Origin of the sequence: Clostridium sp. AF32-12BH (assembly GCF_003477935.1) — a bacterium.
Classification (GTDB): domain Bacteria; phylum Bacillota; class Clostridia; order Lachnospirales; family Lachnospiraceae; genus Brotaphodocola.
Map to the genome: position 1 here is coordinate 220 of NZ_QUEH01000044.1, position 1,433 is coordinate 1,652.

The 1,433-nt window shown below is 40.4% G+C and carries 3 protein-coding genes; all 3 read left to right on the plus strand.

Annotated elements, in window-relative coordinates:
- The first annotated feature begins 50 nt into the window (after window positions 1-50).
- The 3 genes from DWZ40_RS19090 (at window position 51) to DWZ40_RS19100 (ending at window position 1,302) form a co-directional block, all read left to right on the plus strand.
- Window positions 51-278, plus strand: coding sequence for a hypothetical protein (locus tag DWZ40_RS19090; RefSeq protein WP_118544358.1), 228 nt, complete (start codon window positions 51-53; stop codon window positions 276-278).
- Window positions 271-426 (plus strand): septum formation initiator, encoded by a 156-nt coding sequence (locus DWZ40_RS19095; RefSeq protein ID WP_118544359.1) that lies wholly within the window; start codon window positions 271-273, stop codon window positions 424-426. Before DWZ40_RS19090 ends, DWZ40_RS19095 begins: the two co-directional genes overlap by 8 nt.
- Window positions 427-777: 351 nt before the next feature.
- On the plus strand, window positions 778-1,302 hold the full coding sequence (locus DWZ40_RS19100; RefSeq protein WP_118544360.1) for a hypothetical protein: 525 nt from the start codon (window positions 778-780) through the stop codon (window positions 1,300-1,302).
- Window positions 1,303-1,433 lie beyond the last annotated feature (131 nt).

Sequence of the window (1,433 nt, forward strand, 5' to 3'; positions counted from 1 at the left end):
GTCTTAGTCTACTCGACTGTCTATCTGCAACACAAGGGGAGAGAAAACCAATGTCAAAAGAATTTGAACTGAATGGATGCGTAGAAATCCCAGAAGCTGTCACAGAGGATGAATTTTGCGATGTGCTCTTTACATTTTTCGAATCAAAAGGCTGGCATTATGGTGGCGGTATCAAAGAAATTCGGGACGGTCGGTACGTGATGTCGGATGGCAGCCTTGGAAAAAGTGTTTTGGAAGAATATTTAGAAGATGCAGAAAGCGAGAAAGAACATGTCTAAAAAGAAAAATAAAAAAGGCGGCGATGCCTGGTGGATCGGAACTATCATTGGCGTGATCATTGGTATTGCGACGGACCATCTGGCGGTATGTATCTGCTTCGGCATTGTGATTGGATTTCTGATTGATGAGCTTCAGAAAAAGAAATAAAAATCCTCAAAAAATTCAATAAAAAAATTCAGGGTAGAAATTTGTTTTTCTGCTCTTTTTCTGCCAATTTTCTTCCCTTTTTCCACTCTACAAAAATTCTGCCAACAATAACCCCGCACAATCCCCCTTGCTACTTTATACAGAATCTGTTATGATTGAGAACAGATGTTTGCGCACGCCAACATTCTTTTTACTGGTATTTTTGAGGAACTTTTATAGAATATAACAATTTTTAGCTATTTTTAAAAGGTGAAAGGGTGTTTTGAGCGTTTTATTTTACGGGCTGTTTCCCATATTCTTTTTAGAAACTGAAAAAGGGGAAGAAAAGAAGCAGAAAAGGAGCAGAGGAAAATGAAATTAAAAAATGAGATACGGGTTTATTTTGATATGGATGGCACGATTGCGAAGTGGCGTAATGTTCCAGTTGAGGAAACAAGAAAGCCAGGATATTATGCAGATTTGGAGCCAGAAGTGGAACTGCTGGATTTCATGCGTGATGCAATGAAAGCTGGTGAGAACATTTATATTTTGTCCTCTTACTATACAGACACCAGGGCGCTTCTGGAAAAGAAAAAGTGGCTTGACAAATATCTTCCTGAGATTGATTCTGCGCACTGCCTGTTTGTTCCGTATGGAAAGAATAAAGCGGAGTTCATTGAAGCTATGCTGCATCGGAAACTCAGTACGGCGGATATCCTCATTGATGACCATACGCCGAATCTGCACCGCTGGGAGGAAGCAGGCGGTCTTGGCGTGAAGTGGCTGAACGAGATTAATGGTAATAATGGTCGCTTTGAGGGTGCACGTGTTGGCAGTGCAGAGGAATTAAGAGCGGTTCTGGATGCAGAACTGGAGAAGAAAGCATCTGGGTTTTAAGCTGGAAAAAGTTAGAAAGAGACCATACCGCTTTTTTATATTGGATAAAGGTATTTTGTGCCGGGAAAAGTCGTTTTCCGTTTCATATCTAGCTGACTTGAAAAAGTAAATTCCAGTGCAAAAGTAAATTC